General features: G+C 57.7%; 22 protein-coding genes. All 22 read right to left on the reverse strand.

Annotated features, from left to right (window positions below):
• Position 1 precedes the first annotated feature (1 nt).
• The gene (gene rplR / locus NQF87_RS07020; protein WP_266127710.1) at positions 2-364 is read right to left on the reverse strand and encodes a 50S ribosomal protein L18; all 363 of its coding nucleotides are present in this window, start codon (positions 362-364) and stop codon (positions 2-4) included.
• Positions 364-900: a 50S ribosomal protein L6 gene (gene rplF, locus NQF87_RS07025; protein WP_266127711.1), complete on the reverse strand. Its 537-nt coding sequence runs from the start codon at positions 898-900 to the stop codon at positions 364-366. The genes rplR and rplF overlap by 1 nt, the downstream gene beginning before the upstream one ends.
• Positions 901-909: 9 nt before the next feature.
• On the reverse strand, positions 910-1,308 hold the full coding sequence (gene rpsH, locus NQF87_RS07030; RefSeq protein WP_266127712.1) for a 30S ribosomal protein S8: 399 nt from the start codon (positions 1,306-1,308) through the stop codon (positions 910-912).
• Between the two features lie 13 nt (positions 1,309-1,321).
• A complete protein-coding gene (rpsN, locus tag NQF87_RS07035) occupies positions 1,322-1,627 on the reverse strand; it encodes a 30S ribosomal protein S14 (protein WP_043557849.1) in 306 nt (101 codons plus the stop codon).
• A gap of 131 nt (positions 1,628-1,758) precedes the next feature.
• The gene (gene rplE, locus NQF87_RS07040; RefSeq protein ID WP_077396238.1) at positions 1,759-2,325 is read right to left on the reverse strand and encodes a 50S ribosomal protein L5; all 567 of its coding nucleotides are present in this window, start codon (positions 2,323-2,325) and stop codon (positions 1,759-1,761) included.
• A 10-nt stretch (positions 2,326-2,335) separates the two neighbouring features.
• Positions 2,336-2,656, reverse strand: a complete 321-nt coding sequence (gene rplX, locus NQF87_RS07045) for a 50S ribosomal protein L24 (protein WP_266127713.1) — start codon at positions 2,654-2,656, stop codon at positions 2,336-2,338.
• Complete coding sequence (gene rplN, locus NQF87_RS07050; RefSeq protein ID WP_266127714.1) at positions 2,656-3,024, reverse strand: 50S ribosomal protein L14; 369 nt, start codon at positions 3,022-3,024, stop codon at positions 2,656-2,658. The genes rplX and rplN overlap by 1 nt, the downstream gene beginning before the upstream one ends.
• Before the next feature lie 12 nt (positions 3,025-3,036).
• Positions 3,037-3,312 carry a 30S ribosomal protein S17 gene (gene rpsQ / locus NQF87_RS07055; protein WP_266127715.1) on the reverse strand — a complete coding sequence of 92 codons (276 nt, stop codon included), beginning with the start codon at positions 3,310-3,312 and terminating at the stop codon, positions 3,037-3,039.
• A 13-nt stretch (positions 3,313-3,325) separates the two neighbouring features.
• Positions 3,326-3,562 carry a 50S ribosomal protein L29 gene (gene rpmC, locus NQF87_RS07060; RefSeq protein ID WP_266127716.1) on the reverse strand — a complete coding sequence of 79 codons (237 nt, stop codon included), beginning with the start codon at positions 3,560-3,562 and terminating at the stop codon, positions 3,326-3,328.
• Between the two features lie 2 nt (positions 3,563-3,564).
• Complete coding sequence (gene rplP, locus NQF87_RS07065; protein WP_043557840.1) at positions 3,565-3,981, reverse strand: 50S ribosomal protein L16; 417 nt, start codon at positions 3,979-3,981, stop codon at positions 3,565-3,567.
• 57 nt (positions 3,982-4,038) lie between these two features.
• Positions 4,039-4,716, reverse strand: coding sequence for a 30S ribosomal protein S3 (gene rpsC, locus NQF87_RS07070; RefSeq protein WP_077396234.1), 678 nt, complete (start codon positions 4,714-4,716; stop codon positions 4,039-4,041).
• A gap of 3 nt (positions 4,717-4,719) precedes the next feature.
• Complete coding sequence (gene rplV / locus NQF87_RS07075; protein ID WP_266127717.1) at positions 4,720-5,145, reverse strand: 50S ribosomal protein L22; 426 nt, start codon at positions 5,143-5,145, stop codon at positions 4,720-4,722.
• 2 nt (positions 5,146-5,147) lie between these two features.
• Positions 5,148-5,426 (reverse strand): 30S ribosomal protein S19, encoded by a 279-nt coding sequence (gene rpsS / locus NQF87_RS07080; RefSeq protein WP_043557836.1) that lies wholly within the window; start codon positions 5,424-5,426, stop codon positions 5,148-5,150.
• Positions 5,427-5,442: 16 nt separating this feature from the next.
• Positions 5,443-6,273, reverse strand: a complete 831-nt coding sequence (rplB, locus tag NQF87_RS07085) for a 50S ribosomal protein L2 (RefSeq protein WP_081562856.1) — start codon at positions 6,271-6,273, stop codon at positions 5,443-5,445.
• A gap of 18 nt (positions 6,274-6,291) precedes the next feature.
• Positions 6,292-6,588: a 50S ribosomal protein L23 gene (locus NQF87_RS07090; RefSeq protein WP_266127780.1), complete on the reverse strand. Its 297-nt coding sequence runs from the start codon at positions 6,586-6,588 to the stop codon at positions 6,292-6,294.
• A gap of 41 nt (positions 6,589-6,629) precedes the next feature.
• Positions 6,630-7,244: a 50S ribosomal protein L4 gene (rplD, locus tag NQF87_RS07095; RefSeq protein ID WP_266127718.1), complete on the reverse strand. Its 615-nt coding sequence runs from the start codon at positions 7,242-7,244 to the stop codon at positions 6,630-6,632.
• Between the two features lie 5 nt (positions 7,245-7,249).
• Positions 7,250-7,933 carry a 50S ribosomal protein L3 gene (gene rplC, locus NQF87_RS07100; RefSeq protein ID WP_266116704.1) on the reverse strand — a complete coding sequence of 228 codons (684 nt, stop codon included), beginning with the start codon at positions 7,931-7,933 and terminating at the stop codon, positions 7,250-7,252.
• 10 nt (positions 7,934-7,943) lie between these two features.
• Positions 7,944-8,252 carry a 30S ribosomal protein S10 gene (gene rpsJ / locus NQF87_RS07105; protein WP_018980179.1) on the reverse strand — a complete coding sequence of 103 codons (309 nt, stop codon included), beginning with the start codon at positions 8,250-8,252 and terminating at the stop codon, positions 7,944-7,946.
• A 113-nt stretch (positions 8,253-8,365) separates the two neighbouring features.
• Entirely contained in the window at positions 8,366-9,556 is a 1,191-nt protein-coding gene (gene tuf / locus NQF87_RS07110; protein WP_182041136.1) for an elongation factor Tu, read from the reverse strand.
• Between the two features lie 108 nt (positions 9,557-9,664).
• Positions 9,665-10,141, reverse strand: coding sequence for a 30S ribosomal protein S7 (gene rpsG / locus NQF87_RS07115; protein WP_043557827.1), 477 nt, complete (start codon positions 10,139-10,141; stop codon positions 9,665-9,667).
• A 12-nt stretch (positions 10,142-10,153) separates the two neighbouring features.
• Positions 10,154-10,525, reverse strand: a complete 372-nt coding sequence (gene rpsL / locus NQF87_RS07120; RefSeq protein WP_023979007.1) for a 30S ribosomal protein S12 — start codon at positions 10,523-10,525, stop codon at positions 10,154-10,156.
• 325 nt (positions 10,526-10,850) lie between these two features.
• The gene (rpoC, locus tag NQF87_RS07125) at positions 10,851-15,167 is read right to left on the reverse strand and encodes a DNA-directed RNA polymerase subunit beta' (protein WP_266127719.1); all 4,317 of its coding nucleotides are present in this window, start codon (positions 15,165-15,167) and stop codon (positions 10,851-10,853) included.
• Positions 15,168-15,249 lie beyond the last annotated feature (82 nt).

Genomic DNA, 15,249 nt, shown 5'->3' on the forward strand with positions numbered 1-15,249 from the left:
CTTAGAAAGACAGCCCGCCCTCACGGGCAGCCTCTGCCAGGGCTTTCACCCGGCCATGATAGAGATAGGAGCCACGGTCGAATACGACTTCCTTGACCCCAGCCTTTACAGCGCGCTCGGCAACCAGCTTACCGATGACGGTAGCTGCTGCGATGTCCGCACCCGTCTTGCCGGCTTCACGGACAGCCTTCTCAAGCGTAGAGGCGCTGGCCAGCGTAACCCCACGGGCATCGTCGATGACCTGGACGTGGATATTCTTGCTGGAACGGAAGACCGACAAACGCGGCCGGCCGCCGCTCTTGCGACGAAGCTGGAAACGCAGCCGCTTGCGGCGGCGTTCCTGCAATCCTTGCAGCGATGCCATTACTTCTTCTTACCTTCTTTCTGACGCAGAACTTCGGTCTCATAACGGACACCCTTGCCCTTGTAAGGCTCAGGCTTGCGGAAGCTGCGGATATCCAGAGCCACCTGACCAACGCGCTGCTTGTCGTTACCTTCAACCAGAATGGCTGTCGGACGCGGTGTCGTGATCTTCACATCGGACGGGATCGGATAAATCACATCATGAGAGAAGCCAAGGTTCATGACCAGGTTGCCCCCCTGAACAGCAGCACGGAAACCCGTACCCTGAATTTCAAGGCCCTTCTGGAAGCCCTCGGAAACACCCTTGATCATGTTGGCGAACACCGCACGGGATGTCCCCCACATCGTCCAGCTCTTGTTGGTACGGCCACCCAGCGGGGACACGGTAACCTTGCCATCGGCAATCTTCACATCAACATGAGAAGATACCGGCACGCTCAGTTCACCGCGTTTACCCTTGACGCAGAACATACCGTCTTTAACAGCTGCTTCCACGCCTGCGGGGAGGTCAATAGGATACTTACCTACGCGAGACATATTCCCTCCTTAGAAGACGCGGCAGAGGACTTCGCCACCAACATTGGCAGCCCGGGCCTCGACGTCTGAAAGAACACCACGCGGCGTGGAGAGAATGGAAACACCCAGACCAGCATAGACGCGCGGCAGTTCCTTGATTTTGGAGTACACACGGCGACCCGGACGGGACACGCGATGAATCTCGCGGATCACGGGCTGGCCATCAGCATACTTCAGCTCGATGCGGAACTGGGAAATGCCCTTGCGGACTTCCTCGGTGGTGTAACCGCGGATATATCCTTCGCGCTTCAGTGCCTCAAGAACACTGGCACGCAGCTTGGACGCCGGAGCAACGCAGGCAGCATGGCGGGCACGCTGAGCGTTACGGACCCGGGTGAGCATATCACCCAAAGGATCAGACATAGACATTCAGACTACCCTTTTACCAGCTGGACTTGACCATGCCGGGGATCTGCCCCGTGGAAGCAAGGTCACGCAGAGCAATACGGCACAGCTCAAACTTGCGGTAGTTCCCACGGGGACGACCAGTCAGTTTACAACGCAGACGTACACGGGTCTGGGACCCATTGCGTGGCAGCTTGGCCAGTTTAAGTGTCGCTTCAAAACGCTCCTCCATGGAGAGAGAGCGGTTCTTGATAGTATTTTTGAGAGCGGTCCGCTTTTCAAGGTCACGCTGCGCCATGGCAGCACGACGATTATTACGGTTCACCGCAGAGACTTTCGCCATCTCGAATCTTCTCCCGGAACCTGTCAGGCCTATCCCGACGGTTTTCCAATCACCGGACTTGTAACGGAGATTCCCCCCTCATGTGAAGGGGGAAAGCCCATTTTTCCGTGATTGATACGAAAAATTGTCGCTCAGGACACGAACGGCAGGTCAAATGCCTTCAGAAGAGCCTTGGCTTCTTCGTCAGTCTTTGCCGTCGTCACAAAGATGATGTCCATACCACGGATGGCATCAACCCTGTCATAATCAATTTCCGGGAACACGATCTGCTCTTTCAGGCCCATGGCAAAGTTGCCACGGCCATCAAAGCCCTTGTTCGCCGGAAGACCGCGGAAGTCACGGATACGCGGCATGGCAATCGTCACCAGACGATCAAGGAACTCGTACATACGAGCCTTGCGCAGCGTCACCTTACAACCGATCGGCAACCCTTCACGAATACGGAAACCCGCAACAGCCTTGCGTGCCACAGTCTTGACAGGCTTCTGACCAGAGATCAGGGCCATTTCTTCAACAGCGGCATCCAGCTTTTTCTGGTCAGCAGCGGCTTCACCGACACCCATGTTCAAGACAATCTTCTCGAGCTTGGGAATCTGCATGTCACTCTTATACCCGAACTGCTCACGCAGCTTAGCGCGGAGCTTGTCCTGATATTCCTGCTGCAGACGGGGCAGAACGGCATTCTTGTTATCGCTCATCGTTCGCTCCTCAGCCTTCGATCACTTCGCCGGTCACCTTGGCGACACGAACCTTGCGACCATCTTCCAGAACACGGAAACCGACGCGGGTCGGCTTGCCACTCTTCGGGTCGATCAGCTTCAGATTGGACAGATGAACCGGCATCTCACGTTCGATGATGCCACCACCCTCGCCCATGCGGTTCGGCTTGCTGTGACGCTTGGCAACAGCCACGCCACGCACGATAGCCTTCTCCACCTTCGGCAGAACGGAAAGGACCTCCCCACGCACACCGCGGGAACGCCCTGTCAGGACCAGAACCTGATCGCCTTTTTTGATACGTGCAGCCATTACAGCACCTCCGGAGCCAGGGAGATGATCTTCATGAACTTGCGGGCACGCAGCTCACGAACAACCGGGCCAAAGATACGCGTACCAATCGGCTCCTGCTGCTTGTTCAGCAGGACGGCAGCATTCCGGTCAAAACGGATGGCAGAACCATCAGCACGACGCACCGGGTAAGAGGTACGGACGATAACGGCCTGATGCACCTCACCCTTCTTCACCTTACCACGGGGGATCGCTTCCTTGACGGATACGACAATGATGTCGCCGACCGAGGCAGTCTTCCTCTTGGAGCCACCCAGCACTTTGATGCACTGCACCCGACGTGCGCCGGAGTTGTCAGCCACGTCAAGGTTGGTCTCGGGATGAATCATGTGTCTACCCCCTTATGCGCCGACAGAAGTCGGGGCTGCACCAGCAACATCGACTCCATTGCGGGAAACGACCGTCCACGTCTTACGCTTGGAGAGCGGTGCACATTCGACAATGCGGACCACATCGCCAACCTTGCATGCATTGGCATCATCATGCGCAGCATACTTCTTGGAACGGCGGATAAACTTCTTGTAGAGCGGGTGCATCACACGACGGTCAACAAGAACGGTAACCGTCTTGTCCATCTTGTCGCTTGTCACTCGCCCTGTCAGGACGCGCCTGGGCATCGTCCGTCTCCTCTCAGGACTTGGCGGCGGACGTTTTTGCGCCCGCACGGTTCTTCGACTGGGTCAGCAGCGTCTTGATACGGGCGACAGCACGACGCACGATCTTGACACGGCTGGTGTTCTCGGACTGGCCTGTGGCCGCAGAGAAACGCTGGTTGATCTGCTCACGCTTCAGATCCAGCAGGAGAGCCTTAAGCTCATCCTCGCTCTTCGTGCGCAGCTCGGCAACCTTATAGGTCGTCTCAGCCATTCTCAAGCCTCCCCGATACGCTGAATGAACTTGGTCTTGATCGGCAGCTTCGCAGCAGCCAGACTCAGGGCCAAGCGGGCAACCTCCGGCGGAACCCCTTCAATCTCGAAGAGGATACGGCCCGGTTTCACACGGGCTGCCCAGTATTCGGGGTTACCTTTACCGGAACCCATACGCACTTCTGCAGGCTTTGTCGAGACCGGAGTATCCGGAAAAATCCGAATCCAGACACGACCAGCACGCTTCATGGCGCGCGTAATGGCACGACGGGAGGCCTCGATCTGACGAGCCGTGATACGCTCCGGCTCCAGAGCCTTCAGGCCATACGCACCGAAATTCAGCTGCGTACCGCCCTTGGCCATCCCATGAATACGGCCCTTGTGGGCCTTACGAAACTTTGTCCGCTTTGGAGAAAGCATGATTTTCTATCCTCACATCAAGCACCTCGGATAAAAGACGGGGGAAACCCCCGCCCCTTAACGCTGAGGAGCCTGCTCCGCAGCACGACGGTCCTGGGCCATCGGGTCGTGAGCCAGGATCTCACCCTTGAAGATCCAGACCTTCACGCCGCAGGAACCGTAAGTGGTGTGCGCTGTGGAAGTCCCATAATCAATGTCGGCACGCAGTGTATGCAGCGGTACACGACCCTCGCGATACTGCTCGTCACGAGCAATCTCGGCACCACCAAGACGTCCGCTGCAGGTCACGCGGATACCCTGGGCACCCAGACGCATGGCGGACTGGATGGAACGCTTCATGGCCCGACGGAAGGCAACACGACGCTCCAGCTGCTGGGCGATGTTGTCCGCCACCAGAGTCGCATCGATTTCCGGCTTGCGGATCTCGACGATGTTCAGGGCGACATCAGCCTTGGCCATGGCACTGAGAGTCTTGCGCAGAGCATCAATGTCCTGACCCTTCTTGCCGATGATGACACCGGGACGTGCCGCATAAATCGTCACGCGAGGCTTCTTGGCCGGACGCTCAATGACCACACGGGAAACACCGGCACCAGAAAGCTTCTTGCGCAGGAAAGCACGCAGCTTCAGGTCCTCATGCAGCAGGCGGGCATAGTCCCCACCGGCATACCAGCGGCTGTCCCATGTACGATTGACACCGAGCCGAAGCCCGATCGGATTAACCTTATGTCCCATAGATCAGGCTGCCTTCTGCTCTTTGGAGTTCTTGCCAGCCTTCGGAGCTTCTTCAGCTTCGGCACGCTCGGCAACAACAATCTTCAGGTGACTGAAAAACTTCTCAACACGAGCAGAACGGCCACGGCCACGTGCATGGAAGCGTTTCATCACGATGGACTTGCCGACCTCAGCAGTCTTCACCACCAGCTTGTCAACATCGAGCTGGTGATTGTTCTCTGCATTGGCCACGGCACTCTCAAGAGCCTTCTTGACCTGCTGTGCAATGCGGCGACGTGAGAACGTCAGCGCAGCAATGGCCTTGCCAGCCGGCTGGTTGCGGATCGTGGCGGCAACCAGGTTCAGCTTGCGCGGGCTGACACGGATGTTGCGGGCAACAGCCTGTGCCTCTGTATCAGCCAGGGTACGGATATACTTAGGCTTACTCATGCTCAGCCTCGCTTCGACTTCTTATCGGAACCATGACCGGTATAAGTACGGGTGGGTGAGAACTCACCGAACTTATGACCAACCATGTGCTCCGTAACCTGCACAGGCAGGAACTTCTGACCATTATAGACGCCGAACGTCAGCCCGACGAACTGCGGCAGGATGGTGGAACGACGGGACCAGATCTTGATCACCTCATTCCGACCCGATGCACGGGCCTTCTCAGCCTTGCCAAACAGATACCCGTCGACGAACGGGCCTTTCCAGACGGAACGTGCCATCTTCTATGCCCCTCTCTTACTTGCCGGTTTTACGACGACGGATAATCAGGCTGTCCGTCTTCTTGTTGGTACGGGTCTTGTAGCCCTTGGTCGGCACACCCCACGGCGTGACAGGATGACGGCCACCGGAGGTACGGCCCTCACCACCACCATGCGGATGGTCAACAGGGTTCATGACCACACCACGGTTGTGCGGACGACGACCCATCCAGCGACGGCGACCAGCCTTGCCGAAATGCTGGTTCATGTTGTCCGGGTTGGAAACCGCACCAACAGTAGCCATGCACTCGGCACGCACGATGCGCAGCTCACCGGACTGCAGCTTGATCTGTGCGTAGCCGGCATCCTTACCGACGAGCTGGGCATAGTTACCAGCAGAGCGGGCAAGCTTGCCGCCAGCACCGGGCTTCAGCTCGATGTTGTGGATGATCGTACCAACCGGCATGGAGGCCAGCGGCATGGCGTTACCCGGACGGACGTCAGCATGATGGGCAGCAACCACACGGTCACCTGCCTTCACACGCTGCGGAGCCAGAATGTAGGCCAGCTCACCATCCTCATAACGGACCAGTGCGATGAAGGCCGTACGGTTCGGGTCATATTCCAGACGTTCCACCGTGCCGACAACATCAAACTTGCGACGCTTGAAATCAACATAACGGTAGGACTGCTTGTGCCCGCCACCACGGAAACGCACGGTCGTACGCCCGTAGTTGTTACGGCCACCAGTCTTGTTCTTGCCTTCCGTAAGCTGCTTGACGGGCTTGCCCTTCCAGAGCTCGCTCCGGTCAATCAGCACGGTACCACGAGTGCTTGGTGTCGTGGGATTAAAGTGCTTCAATGCCATGGTATCTTACCCCGCGCCTCAACCAAGCTTCGCTGTGAGGTCAATGGACTGACCCTCAGCAAGCTGGACATAAGCCTTCTTGATGTCAGAACGGCGACCTGGACGACCCTTGACACGCTTTGTCTTGCCCTTCTGGATCAGGGTGCTGACAGCAGCAACCTTCACGTTGAAAAGCTTCTCGACAGCGACCTTGATCTGCGGCTTCGTTGCTTCCAGAGCCACCTTGAACACAACCTGGTTCTTTTCGGAAACCATGGTTGCCTTTTCAGTGATCAGCGGTGCACGCAGCACATCAAACAGAGCTTCCTGAGACAGGCCAGCAGCCGCCTTGCGTGCATTCAGAACTGTTTTCGTTGTCATGCCAGACGCTCCTTGAGACCCTCAAGAGCGGCCTGGGTGATCACCAGAACATCATGCTTGAGAATATCGTAAACATTGGCCCCGATCGTGGGCAGGAGATCGATCTTCGGCAGGTTGGCGATCGCACGGGCAAACGGCTGGTCAGCCACCTGGTCCACGATCAGAGCAGAAGAGCAGCCGAGAGCCTTCAGACGAACTGCAGCATCACGGGTCTTCTCAACGCCAGCCAGATCCTTCAGGATGATCAGCTTGCCTTCAGCGGCCTTCTGAGACACGGCAGAACGCAGCCCAAGACGGCGCACCTTCTTCGGAAGGTCAAAGCCATGATCACGGACGACCGGACCATGCACGACGCCACCAGTACGGAACTGGGGAGCTCTCAGAGACCCCTGACGGGCAGAGCCTGTCCCCTTCTGGCGGTAAGGCTTCTTGGTCGTACCGGAGACGACCCCCCTGCCCAGTGTTGCATGTGTCCCGGCGCGACGCTTGGCGAGCTGCCAGTTGACGACGCGGGCCATGATGTCTTTGCGGGGAACAATCCCGAAAATCTCTTTCGGCAGTGCGACTTTGCCGTCACTTCCGTTTTCGAGGGTTTTGATATCGTATTCCATATCCCTCACCCGGCGGCCTCAACGGTCGCTGCCGGATAGGGCGCGTCCGCATTACGGGCCTTCTTGATTGCATCGCGAACCAGAACAACACTGTTCTTGGCACCTGGGATGGCACCGCGCACCATGATCAGGTTACGCTCTTCATCCACAGCGGCAATTTCGAGGTTTTGTGTTGTCACACGCTTGTCACCAAGGTGACCAGCCATCTTCTTGCCCTTGAAGACCTTGCCAGGATCCTGACGCTGACCTGTAGAGCCGTGAGAACGGTGACTGATGGACACACCGTGTGTGGCTTCAAGCCCGGCAAAGTTGTGGCGTTTCATGACACCAGCAAAACCTTTACCCTTGCTGCGGCCTGTGACGTCCACCTTCTGACCAACCACGAAATGGGCGGCAGAAAGCTTTGTCCCCGGCTCCAGCACGGCATCCTCTGCCACGCGGAACTCGGCCAGCTTCTTCTTCGGCTCAACCTTCACACGGGCAAAATGCCCACGGTTCGCTTTCGTGACGTGCTTGGCCTTTGCAGCCCCCATACCGAGCTGGACAGCCGTATAGCCATCACGCTCCTGTGTACGGGCATCCACAACCTCAACATTGTCAAGGTGCAGCACCGTCACCGGCACATGTGTGCCGTCTTCTTTAAAGAGCCGGGTCATCCCCAGCTTTTTTGCAATCAATCCGGTACGCATCGTCTGGACCTTAGAGTTTAATCTCGACATCTACGCCAGCGGCGAGATCGAGCTTCATGAGGGCGTCCACGGTCTGCGGGGTCGGCTCGACAATGTCGAGCAGCCGGCGGTGAGTTCTCATCTCGAACTGCTCGCGGCTCTTCTTATCCACATGCGGTGAACGATTCACAGTAAACCGGGCAATATGCGTCGGCAGGGGGATGGGACCCCGAACCCGCGCACCCGTACGCTTCGCCGTATTGACGATCTCTTTCGTGCTGTTGTCCAGCACGCGATGATCATACGCTTTGAGGCGAATGCGGATGTTCTGGTCGTCCATGATTTCACTTCATCCTTAATAAACCGGATGCCGTCCTACTGCATTTCTTTCAGAAATGGAACCCCGGCCGAGAAAAATCGACCGGGGCACCAGATTCCGAAGTCGGCAGGGACTTAGGCGGTGATGGAAGCCACCACGCCGGCACCCACTGTACGGCCACCTTCACGAATAGCGAAGCGGAGACCTTCGTCCATGGCGATCGGAGCGATCAGCTCGACATCCATGGTAGCGTTATCACCCGGCATCACCATCTCGGTGCCTTCCGGCAGAGTCACCACACCGGTCACGTCCGTCGTACGGAAGTAGAACTGCGGACGGTAGTTGGTGAAGAACGGCGTATGGCGGCCACCCTCTTCCTTCGTCAGGATGTAGGCCTCAGCCTTGAACTTGCTGTGCGGGGTGATGGTGCCCGGCTTTGCCAGAACCTGACCACGCTCAACATCTTCACGCTTCGTACCACGCAGCAGGGCACCGATGTTGTCACCGGCTTCACCGCGATCCAGCAGCTTACGGAACATTTCGACGCCCGTAACTGTCGTCTTGACGGTAGCGCGCAGACCAACGATCTCGACTTCGTCACCAACATTGACTTCACCGCGCTCGACACGGCCGGTCACGACCGTACCACGACCGGAGATGGAGAACACGTCTTCAATCGGCATCAGGAACGGACGGTCAACCGGACGCTCCGGCTGCGGGATATAGCTGTCAACAGCCTTCATCAGCTCAAGGATGGCTTCCTTGCCCTGTGCCGGGTTGCCATCTTCCAGAACGGCAAGAGCGGAACCCTTGACGATGGGGATATCGTCGCCAGGGAAGTCGTAGGAGGACAGAAGCTCACGAACTTCCATCTCCACCAGCTCCAGCAGCTCCGGATCATCAACCTGGTCAACCTTGTTCAGGAAGACCACCAGAGCCGGCACACCGACCTGACGGGCGAGCAGGATGTGCTCACGGGTCTGCGGCATCGGACCATCAGCAGCGGACACGACCAGGATGGCACCATCCATCTGGGCGGCACCGGTGATCATGTTCTTCACATAGTCAGCGTGGCCGGGGCAGTCCACGTGAGCATAATGACGGTTTTCCGTCTCGTACTCAACGTGAGCCGTGGAAATCGTAATACCACGAGCGCGCTCTTCAGGAGCCTTGTCGATCTGATCGTAGGCACTGAAGGTTGCACCACCGGTCTCGGCCAGTGTCTTTGTGATTGCAGCCGTCAGCGTGGTCTTGCCATGGTCAACGTGACCAATCGTGCCGATGTTAACATGCGGCTTAGTACGCTCAAATTTAGCCTTTGCCATCGTCGCTCTCCAAAACCCTGACCCGGCAAGGGTCAGAGGTATGACTGAAACTTCATGCTGGCCACCCGGAAATTCGGTCAGTGGCCAGAAGCCCTATTACTGGTACTATTACCAGCGATAATGGCTGAATGCCTTGTTGGCTTCAGCCATACGATGCGTGTCTTCCCGTTTCTTGACGGCTGCGCCACGGTTGTTCACCGCGTCCATCAACTCATTGGAAAGACGGTCCTGCATGGTGTTCTCACCACGCTTGCGGGACGCCTCAATCAGCCAGCGGATAGCCAGTGCCTGACGGCGTTCTGCACGAACCTCTACCGGAACCTGATAGGTCGCACCACCAACACGGCGGGAACGGACCTCAACAGCCGGCTTCACATTATCCAGTGCCGAGTGGAACATGGCCACCGGGTCAGCAGAGGACCCGCCACGCTTGCGGAGCACTTCCAGTGCCCCATAAACGATACGTTCGGCAGTAGATTTCTTGCCATCATACATCAGCGCATTCATGAAGCGCGTAATGACGGCATCTCCGAATTTTGGATCGGGAAGGATCTCACGCTTTACAGCGCGATGACGGCGACTCATTCCAAATACCCCTTATTTCGGCCGCTTGGCGCCATACAGCGAACGGCGCTGACGGCGTTTTGCGATACCCTGCGTATCCAGCACACCACGAAGAATGTGGTAACGCACACCGGGAAGATCCTTCACGCGACCACCACGGATAAGAACGACACTATGCTCCTGGAGGTTATGCCCCTCACCCGGAATATAGCTCACCACCTCATACCCGTTGGTCAGGCGCACCTTAGCGACCTTACGCAGGGCGGAGTTCGGTTTCTTCGGCGTTACAGTATAGACACGTGTGCAAACACCACGCTTCTGCGGACATCCCTGCAGAGCAGGAACCTTGTTCCGCTTTGCGGCCGGCTCCCGGCCCTTTGCGATCAACTGGTTGATGGTCGGCATGCGCCCTTCCCAATCCTTGTCCATATGCTGGCGGGAGCAACTCCCACCACGACATTCCGTTCAAACCGACATGCGGCTGAACCGCCTGTCTTCGCACGATTGCACAGAAGAAAGGAAAGAATCTTCCCTCCTCCAAAGCTACTTGCCTCTGGACTTAACCTTTTTTTCTGAGAAACAAAAGTAGTGCCAGATGCTATTTTTTTATTCTGGGACGATTCCTTCACCTTAATAAGGGGGAACTGTCTAAGCCGCGGACCCTAAGTGGGGTTGGGCCGAGAGTCAAGTCTCCCTGCCTGCGCAGGGAGGCCTGACCAGCAGAATTTCCTTATTCTGCAGCGTCTTCCACCTCGGCCGTACCCTTGCCGAGCCGCACCGGAGACTGGTCTGCCGCAATATTGCGCAGACGCCGCATGGCACCGCCCGTCCCTGCCGGGATGAGACGACCCACGATCACGTTCTCCTTCAGGCCACCAAGCGTATCGATTCTGCCGGATGTGGCAGCATCGGTAAGCACCCGTGTGGTCTCCTGGAAGGAGGCCGCAGAAATGAAGGACTGCGTCTGCAGGGAGGCCTTGGTGATACCCTGAAGGATCGGCATGGCCTTGGCCGGCTCACGCCCCTGCTCCAGCAGTACCCTGTTGTCCCGCTCGAACTCGAGCCGGTCGACAGTCTCGCCGATGAGATAGGTGGAATCACCCGGCTCCAGCACCTCGACCTTCTGCAGCATCTGACGGACAATCACTTCGATGTGCTTGTCGTTGATCTTCACGCCCTGCAGACGGTAGACGTCCTGAATCTCATTGACCAGATAGTCGGACAGAGCCTCCATCCCCATGACCTTGAGAATATCATGCGGCACACGGGGACCATCCACAAGCGGATCACCCTTCTGGACAAAGTCACCTTCCTGCACGGAAATATGCTTGCCCTTCGGGATCAGGTAATCCGTCCGCTCACCCGTCTCATCGTTATGCACGATGACACAACGCTTGGACTTGTAGTCCTTTCCGAACTCGATGCGGCCATCACCTTCGGCAATGATCGCATGATCCTTCGGACGACGAGCCTCGAACAGTTCGGCCACACGTGGCAGACCACCGGTAATGTCACGAGTCTTGGACCCTTCACGCGGAATACGTGCCAGCACGTCACCAGCATGGACCACGGCTCCATTCTCCACGGACAGAATACTGTCAGGAGACAGGAAGTAACGGGCCTCATTGCCATTGGCCAGACGGACCACGTTACCAGCCGCATCCTTCAGCTGGAGGCGAGGACGCAGGTCCACACCCTTGGTCGCCTGCTTGTAGTCCACGACAACGCGTGAGGTCAGACCGGTCACCTCGTCAACCCGTTCAACCAGCGTGATGCTGTCGATCAGGTCCTGATATTCGACCGTACCGGCCTGCTCGGTGATGATCGGCAGTGTGTACGGATCCCACTCTGCCATCTTGTCACCACGCTTGACCTCCTGCCCTTCGGACACCATCAGGCGGGCACCATAAGGCACGCGGTAACGGGCCTTCTCCGCACCAGTCTCGTCAATGAGCAGAATCTCACAGTTCCTGGACATGACCACAGGGACATTCTGGGAGTTCTGGACGACGTTGCGGTTACGGATGGTCACCTTGCCGTCACGGAAGGCCTCGACCATGGACTGCTCAGCACCACGGGTCGCCGCACCACCGATATGGAAGGTACGCATCGTCAGCTGCGTGCCCGGCTCACCGATGGACTGGGCAGCAATCACGCCGACAGCTTCACCGATATTGACCGGCGTACCACGGGCCAGATCACGGCCATAGCAGTGGGCGCAGATGCCGGCCTTGCTGTCACAGGTCAGGACGGAACGGATTTCAACCGCTTCAATCCCCGCCCCTTCGAGCATTTCGACATCAGCCTCATCCAGAAGACGATTCCGGGGAAGCAGCTTCTCACCTGTCATCGGATGGAAGACATCATGAGACAGTGTCCGCCCCAGAGCACGCTCGGCAAGGGAGGCCACAACTTCACCACTGTCCGTCACGGCACGAACAACCAGACCACGCTCACTGCCACAGTCGATCTCGGTGATGATGCAGTCCTGCGCCACATCAACGAGACGACGTGTCAGATAACCGGAGTTGGCGGTCTTCAGAGCCGTATCGGCCAGACCCTTACGGGCACCGTGGCTGGACGTGAAGTAATCGAGAACCGACAGGCCTTCCTTGAAGTTGGCCACGATCGGCTGTTCAATGATCTCACCGGACGGCTTCACCATCAGCCCACGCATACCGGCCAGCTGCTTCATCTGGGCCGGTGACCCACGGGCCCCGGAGTGGCTCATCATCCAGACAGAGTTTGTCGGCTTACCCGGTACCTGCTTGGAAATCTCCTTGAGCATGGCCGCCTGCACTTCATCCGTACAGCGGGACCAGGCATCCACCACCTTGTTATAACGCTCGCCAGCCGTGATCAGACCTTCCTGATACTGCTGCTCGAACTCCTTGACCTCTTCCGTGGTCTTGTTCACCAGCGTGGTCTTTTCGGCCGGAACGATCATGTCGTCCTTGCCGAAGGAGATACCGGCACGGGCTGCATGACGGAAACCCAGAGCCATGAGACGATCACAGAAAATGACGGCCTCTTTCTGTCCGCAGTGACGATACACGGTATCAATCACGTCAGATACCAGCTTCTTCGTCAGCTGACGGTTGATCAGGCTGAACGGAATGGCCGGGTGCTTCGGCAGGATCTGGGCGATCAGGGCGCGGCCCGGTGTCGTCAGGATTGTCTGACGGACCGGCTTGCCGTCCTCATCCTGGGCATCCAGACGCAGACGGATCTTGTCATGGAGCTTCAGGGCGTTGGACAGCAGGGCAGCCTCGATCTCCGCAACCGTGGCATAGGCAGGCGGAGCCGCCTTGATGACCTTGCCATCCCTGATCTCGGCTTCATCCGGCGTAAGGCGGTATTCAGGCACCTCAAGGCTCAAATAGTACAGACCAAGCACGATATCCTGGGAAGGCACGATGATCGGCTTGCCGTTGGCCGGGCTGAGGATGTTGTTGGTGGACATCATCAGCACACGGGCTTCCAGCTGGGCTTCCAGTGAAAGCGGCACATGCACGGCCATCTGGTCACCGTCAAAGTCCGCATTGAAGGCGGTGCAGACCAGGGGATGCAGCTGGATGGCCTTGCCTTCCACGAGGCTCGGCTCAAACGCCTGAATGCCCAGACGGTGCAGGGTCGGCGCACGGTTCAGCATCACCGGATGCTCACGGATGACCTCTTCGAGGATATCCCAGACTTCCGGACGCTCTTTCTCGACCATCCGCTTTGCAGCCTTGATGGTCGTGGCGTGACCGTACTTCTCCAGCTTGGAATAGATGAACGGCTTGAACAGCTCCAGTGCCATCTTCTTGGGAAGACCGCACTGGTGCAGTTTCAGCTCCGGCCCCACCACGATCACGGAACGGCCGGAATAGTCCACGCGCTTGCCGAGCAGGTTCTGACGGAAGCGGCCCTGCTTCCCCTTCAGCATGTCGGACAGGGACTTCAGCGGACGCTTGTTGGCCCCGGTGATGGCACGGCCACGACGACCATTGTCGAACAGCGCATCAACAGCTTCCTGCAGCATGCGCTTTTCATTACGGACGATGATGTCCGGCGCACGCAGCTCGATCAGCCGCTTCAGACGGTTGTTACGGTTGATGACACGGCGGTACAGGTCATTTAGGTCGGACGTGGCGAAACGCCCGCCATCCAGCGGCACGAGCGGACGCAGTTCCGGCGGAATCACGGGCACGATGTCCATGATCATCCATTCCGGACGGGCACCGCTCTCCACGAAGGATTCGACCATCTTGAGACGCTTGACCAGCTTCTTGCGGGCCGCTTCGGACGTGGCCTTGCGCAGTTTCTTGCGCATGACCGTCTTTTCCGAATCGCCTTCCATCACCTCGGCGTCATAGTCGAACGGGTCCGGCTCGCCACGCTCACGGGCGGCACGGCTCAGCTCGGCTTCCTGTGCATTCGGCAGACCCCAGTCATAGCTGGACAGCGCACGCTTGATCGCCTCGGCACCGATGCCAACATCCAGACCGTCATCAGCGAATTCATCCATCAGCTCTTCGCAGCGGATTTCATCCAGCAGATACTGGTCACGACGCTTGCCGTGCTTGTAGGATTCAACCTGATCGGATTCACAGACACCCTTATCGAGCACCAGGAACTTCTCGAAATACAGGACCGGCTCAACATCCTTGAGCGGCAGGTCCAGCATCGTGGCGATACGGCTCGGCAGGGACTTCAGGAACCAGATGTGAGCGACCGGTGAAGCGAGGTCGATATGGCCCATCCGCTCACGGCGGACCTTGGCCAGTGTCACCTCGACACCGCACTTCTCACAGACGATCCCACGGAACTTCATCCGCTTGTACTTGCCGCAGAGGCACTCATAATCCTTGGTCGGCCCGAAAATGCGGGCACAGAACAGCCCGTCACGCTCCGGCTTGAAGGTACGATAGTTGATCGTTTCCGGTTTTTTGATCTCGCCATAAGACCATGACCGGATCTGCTCGCTGGAAGCGAGCTGGATACGGATCTGGTCAAATGTGCCTGACTGACCAGACTGACCGAGAATCTTCATGAGTTCGTTCATTTGCCGAAACCCCACTGTGCCGGGCGGCGTCCCGCCGGCACGTTAAACATGAACAATGAAGAAGAAGCGGAAAGCACTGCCC

The sequence above is a fragment of the Bombella dulcis genome (genome assembly GCF_026385505.1).
Classification (GTDB): domain Bacteria; phylum Pseudomonadota; class Alphaproteobacteria; order Acetobacterales; family Acetobacteraceae; genus Bombella; species Bombella dulcis.